The 6,947-nt window shown below is 25.4% G+C and carries 8 protein-coding genes; all 8 read left to right on the top strand.

What is annotated here, in order from left to right:
* Positions 1 to 363: 363 nt before the first annotated feature.
* The 8 genes from ybeY (at position 364) to pgsA (ending at position 6,939) form a co-directional block, all read left to right on the top strand.
* Positions 364 to 837 (top strand): rRNA maturation RNase YbeY, encoded by a 474-nt coding sequence (gene ybeY / locus HZY83_RS00455; RefSeq protein ID WP_370520017.1) that lies wholly within the window; start codon positions 364 to 366, stop codon positions 835 to 837.
* A gap of 13 nt (positions 838 to 850) precedes the next feature.
* Positions 851 to 1,759: a GTPase Era gene (gene era / locus HZY83_RS00460; protein ID WP_179942155.1), complete on the top strand. Its 909-nt coding sequence runs from the start codon at positions 851 to 853 to the stop codon at positions 1,757 to 1,759.
* Positions 1,752 to 2,498, top strand: a complete 747-nt coding sequence (gene recO / locus HZY83_RS00465) for a DNA repair protein RecO (RefSeq protein ID WP_179942156.1) — start codon at positions 1,752 to 1,754, stop codon at positions 2,496 to 2,498. Before era ends, recO begins: the two co-directional genes overlap by 8 nt.
* Complete coding sequence (murI, locus tag HZY83_RS00470) at positions 2,491 to 3,279, top strand: glutamate racemase (protein ID WP_179942157.1); 789 nt, start codon at positions 2,491 to 2,493, stop codon at positions 3,277 to 3,279. The genes recO and murI overlap by 8 nt, the downstream gene beginning before the upstream one ends.
* A gap of 12 nt (positions 3,280 to 3,291) precedes the next feature.
* Positions 3,292 to 3,861 carry an RdgB/HAM1 family non-canonical purine NTP pyrophosphatase gene (gene rdgB / locus HZY83_RS00475; protein WP_179942158.1) on the top strand — a complete coding sequence of 190 codons (570 nt, stop codon included), beginning with the start codon at positions 3,292 to 3,294 and terminating at the stop codon, positions 3,859 to 3,861.
* A gap of 1 nt (position 3,862) precedes the next feature.
* Entirely contained in the window at positions 3,863 to 4,075 is a 213-nt protein-coding gene (locus HZY83_RS00480) for a ferredoxin (protein WP_179942159.1), read from the top strand.
* Positions 4,076 to 4,086: 11 nt separating this feature from the next.
* Positions 4,087 to 6,267: a DNA translocase FtsK gene (locus tag HZY83_RS00485; RefSeq protein WP_228098431.1), complete on the top strand. Its 2,181-nt coding sequence runs from the start codon at positions 4,087 to 4,089 to the stop codon at positions 6,265 to 6,267.
* A gap of 102 nt (positions 6,268 to 6,369) precedes the next feature.
* Positions 6,370 to 6,939 (top strand): CDP-diacylglycerol--glycerol-3-phosphate 3-phosphatidyltransferase, encoded by a 570-nt coding sequence (gene pgsA, locus HZY83_RS00490; protein WP_179942161.1) that lies wholly within the window; start codon positions 6,370 to 6,372, stop codon positions 6,937 to 6,939.
* Positions 6,940 to 6,947 lie beyond the last annotated feature (8 nt).

Consider the following 6,947-nt stretch of genomic DNA (forward strand, 5'->3'; position numbering starts at 1 on the left):
GGCAAATATTTCACAATAAAAAATTATATTTTTATGTTAATAATGATTGTTATTACACTTAGTGGAGTAGTTAGTTATTGGAGAAAAAATAAATAATTTAATGTATATAATATTCAGTGTAGAGTAAAAAATTCTCTATACTGAATATTTTTTATTATAAAAATTAATAAAATAATATAGAAAATGATTAATACATAAGTTAATAAAATTTAAATTTAGATTTATAATTAATAAGTATTTTTATTTTAATAATTTTTTCATAATAATTCATTATAAATCTTAATACTTTATTAGTAAGGTTATTTTGATTTTTATATTTCATGTGCTATAATAAATTATTATATGATTGCAGTTTTAAGGAGAATTATGACATTTTTAGAAATAATAGATGAACAAAATTATGTAGACGAAAAATCTAGAAATTTGATTGTTAATTTATTAGAGTTAGCGGCGAATATTGAAAAAGTTGATATTGATAACACAGAATTAGCAATAACTTTTGTAGATAAAGAAGAAATAAAAAACATTAATAGAGAATATCGTGGAATTGATAGACCTACAGATGTTATCTCTTTTGCTTTGAACGATGAAGTAGAAGGAGAATTAGAGATTATAGGCGGTAATCAAATAGATTATTTAGGGGATATAATTATTTGTGTAGATGTGGCTAAAGAACAAGCGAAAGAGTACAATCATTCTTATGAAAGAGAATTAGGATTTTTAGCCTTGCACGGATTTTTACATTTATTAGGTTATGATCATATGACCGAAGAAGATGAAAAAGAAATGTTCGGTAAGCAAGATTATATTTTAAATGAATATGGATTGTTACGATAGAAAAGAGGATTAAATGTATAACGAATTAATAAAAACAGGCTTTATTACTATTATAGGAAGACCTAATGCAGGAAAATCTACTCTGTTAAATAATATATTACAACAAAAAATAGCCATTATGTCGGATAAACCACAAACTACGAGAAATATTATAAATGGTGTTTATACGGATGCTGACTCTCAAATAGTTTTTATAGACACACCTGGGATACATAAACCTAAACATAAATTAGGTGACTATATGATGAAAATAGCCAATAGTGCAATAAAAGAATCAGAGATTGTTTATTTAATTGTTAATGCTTCTGAAAAGTTTGGTAGTGGAGACGAGAGAATATTAAAAATAGTAAAAGAATTAAATGTTCCAACATTTTTGTTATTAAATAAAATAGATTTAATTACCCCAGAACAACTAATTAAAACAATAGATTTTTATAAAGATTTGTATGATTTTAAAGAAATAGTTCCAATATCAGCATTAAAATCAATTAATGTTAATAATTTATTAAACGTTACTAAAAAATATCTTGTGTCTAGTATAAAAATGTATCCTGATGATGTAATTACTGATTCTCCAGAATACTTTATTATTTCTGAATTTATTCGTGAAAAAGTTTTACAACTTACTGAACAAGAAATCCCACATTCTATTGCTGTAGTAATTGACAAGATAGAAAAAGAAGAAAATTCTAAAAAGTTGATAATAGCATCAATAATAGTAGAAAGAAAGTCACAAAAAGGAATGATTATTGGAAAACAAGGGAAAATGATACGAGAGATTGGAAAAAGAGCTCGTAGAGATATAGAAGAGTTGTTATCAGAAAAAATATATTTAGAATTATGGGTAAAAGTTATAGAAGGTTGGAGAACAAAACCAAATCTAATAAAAGATTTAGGATATAGGGACGATATTTTTGATTAGAAAAGGAATAACAAAGGGAATAGTTTTAAAGAAAATTCCTTATAGAGATTATCACGAGATAGTTCATATTCTAACTGAATCGGGCGAAATAGAAAGTTTTTTTTATGAGAATGTCAATAAAAATAAAAAACTACAAAAACTTTCTATTCCTTGTACAGTTACTGCACAATATTTTTATACTAGTGGTATGAATAAAATTATAACAATAGATATAGATGATTATTTCAGTAATATCATATATGATGTTATGTTGAGTAGTTACATAGGGAACATATTAGAAATTATTTCTTATTTAAATCATATACCACATAAATATTATAAATTATTAGTAGAGTTAATCAACTTAGTTAATGATAGTAAGATAGATGTTAAGTTGGCAAATATTTATTTTATTATCAATATATTAAAACTAGAGGGTTTTAATTTTAAATATAAAAAAGATGTCGATGAATATGCATGTTATAGTTTTAAATTAAATATGTTTATAGATTTTGTTGATTCATCTAGCTCATATATGATAGATAACAAGCTAACAAAATTAATATATATATTAAGTAATTATGATGTTGATATATTGGAAAAAGTATTTTTAGAAAACGATGAAACAATACAATTATTAAATTTTATTAATTTATTAATAAGAGAATACTTAGGATTAGAAACGAAATCTTATAAAAAAATATTAGAATTAGAAGAAATGTTTAATTCTTTTAAGGAGGATAATAGGAGATATGAATAAACCTATTGGTATATTTGACAGTGGCGTTGGAGGACTAACTGTTGCAAGAGAAATATTAAAGAAACTTCCCAATGAAACTATTTATTTTTTTGGTGATGTAGAAAATTGTCCTTACGGAGAGAAAACTCAAACTGAAATCATAAATTATACAGAAAAAGCAATAAATTTTTTAATAAAAAAAGACGTGAAAATTATAATATTAGCTTGTAATACTGCTACTGCTGCAGCATTGGAGTTTTTAAAATATAAGTATGATATTCCTATTATAGGTGTAATAAAATCAGGCGCTACAACAGCTCTTGAAACTACAATAAATAAAAGAATTCTAGTTTTAGGTACAAACTTTACTATAAATTCTAAAGCATATTCAAAAGTTATTTCTAATATTGATGAAAATACTATTGTTTATGAAAAATCTTGTCCATCTTTTGTTCCATTTATTGAAAACAATGATTATAATAATGAAGATAAAGCATTTCAAGTAATTGATAATGAACTTGCTGTTACAAAAGATTATGATATGGATACATTGATATTAGGTTGCACACACTATCCGATTATTCAAAATTATATTGAAAAATATTATGATAATAAGATAAAAGTAATATCTTCTGCAGTTGAAACTACGAAGAAGGTTTATAACATATTAAAAGATAATAATATGCTAAATAATAAAAAGACTAATAATCATAAATTTTTTATTTCAAAAGAAAGTACAGAGTTTGAAATTACTGCTAACAAATGGCTTAATGAAAATATTGACTTAGAAGTAGTAAAATAGGGGGGAATTTATATGAAAGAACTAGTATTAGCTTCTAATAATAAGCATAAAAAAGATGAAATCCAAAGTATTTTGACAGGTTATAAAATATTAACTTTAGAAGATATAGGCTTTTTCGATGAAATAGTAGAAGATGAAACAACTTTTGAAGGTAACTCATTAAAGAAAGCAAGAATAGTAGCACAATTTAGTGGTAAAGATACAATAGCAGATGATAGTGGATTATGTATAGAATTATTAAACGGAGATCCAGGTGTTTATTCTGCTAGGTATTCTGATAAAGGTACAGATGAAGCTAATATAGATAAAGTATTGGATAAATTAAATGGAAGAACTTCTAAAGCAGTATTTGTTTCTGTAATATCTTTGGTTACAAAAAATGGAGAAGAGCATAGCTTTAGAGGAGAATGTTCAGGAGAAATTATTACTGAACGTTTGGGAGATAATGGTTTTGGCTATGATCCAATATTCTATGTTCCAAGTTTTAAAAAAACATTTGCAGAATTATCTGCTTTAGAAAAAAATAGTATTAGTCATCGTAAAGAAGCATTAAAATTATTAGTAGATTTTTTAGGTAAATAAAATGAAGAGCAAAATTAATAGAGATACTTGTATAGCTTGCGGAAATTGCTATGCAATATGTCCAGAAGTTTATGATTGTGATAATGATGGTATAGCTTACTGTAGCTTGGACAATAATACAATGACAAAGGATATTGATTTAACATTATATAAATCAGTAGTAGATGCTTTTGAATGCTGTCCTACTAATTCAGTAGTTTTAGAAAATAACTAAGGAGGTATAATTTGTCTACAAAACAAAAGAAAAAGAAGACTAATAAGAAAAAACAAAAAAAATCTCAAAAGTTAAATATTAACAAACTTCCTAAAGAGCTAAAAGATTTAATTGTAGCTATCTTTATTTTTATTATCTCAATAATATCTTTATTGAGAATGGGTTTAATAGGAGAATTTTTAGATAATACTATAAAATTATTTACTGGATGTTTTAGTTACATAATTTATATTATGTTACTTAGTATTCCTATATTAATTATTTTTAAAAAAAAGATAATGTTTACTCCTATATCTATTGCCCTTATTTTTATAGTTGATATTTTATTAGAAATTATTTTCGTAAAACATAGCAATTATGAATTTTTCACATATAAAAATATAAACAATGATAATTTTAATTTTTGGGGTGGGGGATTAATTGCTAAATATCCTACGAAAATTATAATACAATTATTATCTTATTACGGAGCGTTAATAATTTTTATATCATTAGTGTTAGTTATTTTATTGGTATTATTTAATAAACACTATCCAAATCAATTTGAATATATAAAAAATAAATTTAATAGTAGCGGGATTACTGTTAAGAAAATAAAAGATGTTAAAGAAAAACAAAATAATAATTTTAAAGAAAAATTGCAGGAAGTTGAAAATACATATTCTGAGGATATTCTAATTGATATAGATAATAATAACAATAATTTTAATATTTTAGAAAACGATAAGGACAACTCTAATAATGACATAGTTTCTGATTATCAAGATATTAAAAGCTATGACAACTATATTTTACCACCATTATCTTTACTTAGAGACCCTATAGAAAACAAAAAAATATCGAATAAAGAAATAATGGATAAATGTAAGATAGTTGAAGGAACTTTTAAAGATTTTGGTATAGACGTAAAAATTAAAAAGGCTAAAGTGGGACCTTCTATTATACAATTTCAAATATCTCCAACACCTGGAACAAAGGTAAGTAAGATAGTTAATTTAAGTAATGATATTGCTTTGAATTTAGCGGCAAAAGATATAAGAATAGAGGCTCCTATACCTGGAACTTCTTTTATAGGTATAGAAATACCGAATAATTCAACTCAATTAGTAACTATTAAAGAAGTATTTATTAATAACGAAGATAATTCTCCTTTATCTGTAGTTTTAGGAAAAGATGTATCAGGTGATTCTATTTTTGCAAGACTTGATAAAATGCCTCATCTTTTAGTAGCAGGTTCGACAGGAAGTGGAAAATCTGTATGTATAAATACTATCATAACTAGTTTATTATTGAAAAATAATCCTGATAAAGTAAAATTAATAATGATAGATCCTAAAATGGTAGAATTATCTATTTATGATGGGATACCTCATTTATTAACTCCGGTTGTTACAGATCCAATAAAAGCAGCTGATGTTTTACACAAAGTTGTTTTAGAAATGGAAAAAAGATATAGAGAATTTTCTATAGCTAGAGTTAAAAATATTGAAAGTTATAACAAATTAGCATCAAAAGATGAAGAATATAAGGAGTTTCCATATATAGTAGTTATTATAGATGAATTAGCAGACTTAATGATGGTTGCTTCTAAAGAAGTAGAGGAATCTATAGCACGTATTTCACAGATGGCTAGAGCTGCTGGTATTCATTTAATTATTGCTACACAAAGACCTTCTGTAGATGTTATTACAGGAGTTATTAAAACAAATATTCCTTCTAGAATAGCATTCGCAGTAAGTTCTAGTGTGGATTCAAGGACAATACTTGATCAAACAGGAGCCGAAAAATTGTTAGGTAGAGGTGATATGCTCTTCCAATCAATAGATGCAAGTAAACCTATTCGTGTACAAGGAGCATTCTTGTCAGATCAAGAGGTAGAAAATATTGTTGATTTTATTAAAAATCAAGCAGAAACTCAATATGATCCTAATATGCAACCATCTGACAATATTTCAAGAGATAGTTCTAATAATAGTGAAGAAGTAGATCCTCTGTATAAGGAAGTTCTATTATTTATAGCTAAAACTCAAAAAGCTTCGGCCTCTTTATTACAGCGTCGTTTTAAGATTGGTTATAATAGAGCCGCTAGAATTGTAGAAATGTTAGAGGAAGATGGTTATATTGGTCCAGCAGAAGGAAGTAAACCAAGAAAAGTATTTTTAGAACCTGAATTTGCAGAGAATAATGAATAAAGTTGAAATTAAATATTGTTACGTTATTTAATATATGTTATAATCTTGGTAGTATTTATTAAGTAGTATTAAATTATATTTTGTGAGGATTAAAGTATGAACATGAATTTACCTAATAGAATTACGTTGTTTAGAGTTATTCTTATACCTGTCTTTGTATTTTTATTATTGTTTAATATAGATACAACAGTAACTATTGCTTATGGAAATCCTATAAAGTATAATGTTTTTCTTGCAGCATTACTATTTATCTTTGCTTCTATAACTGATTTTATAGATGGATATATAGCTAGAAAATATAATCTTATTACCAATATGGGAAAATTTCTTGATCCACTTGCAGATAAATTGTTAGTAGGAAGTGCATTTATTGTTATGGTCGAACTAGGATTAATTCCTAGTTGGATGGTAGTATGTGTTATAGCTCGAGAATTTGCAGTGACAGGTCTTAGATTATTAGCCGTAGAACAAGGAGAAGTTATTGCAGCAGGATTATTAGGAAAATTAAAAACTATTACACAATTAGTAGCTATAATTTTAATTTTATTAGGAAATCCTATTTTTAGCTACTGGCAAATTCCACTAGATAAAATAGTTTTATGGATATCTACTATTTTAACAATAGCATCAGGATTAGAGTATTTTAAAAATTCTCTACATGTTTTTAAATAATATATTAG

The sequence above is a fragment of the Gemella sp. GH3 genome (assembly GCF_013415425.1).
Lineage (GTDB): Bacteria > Bacillota > Bacilli > Staphylococcales > Gemellaceae > Gemelliphila.

Coding starts and splice junctions, on each gene's coding strand:
- era (WP_179942155.1), top strand. CDS start 851: ATGTATAACGAATTAATAAAAACAGGCTTTATTACTATTATAGGAAGA.
- pgsA (WP_179942161.1), top strand. CDS start 6,370: ATGAATTTACCTAATAGAATTACGTTGTTTAGAGTTATTCTTATACCT.
- HZY83_RS00480 (WP_179942159.1), top strand. CDS start 3,863: ATGAAGAGCAAAATTAATAGAGATACTTGTATAGCTTGCGGAAATTGC.
- murI (WP_179942157.1), top strand. CDS start 2,491: ATGAATAAACCTATTGGTATATTTGACAGTGGCGTTGGAGGACTAACT.
- rdgB (WP_179942158.1), top strand. CDS start 3,292: ATGAAAGAACTAGTATTAGCTTCTAATAATAAGCATAAAAAAGATGAA.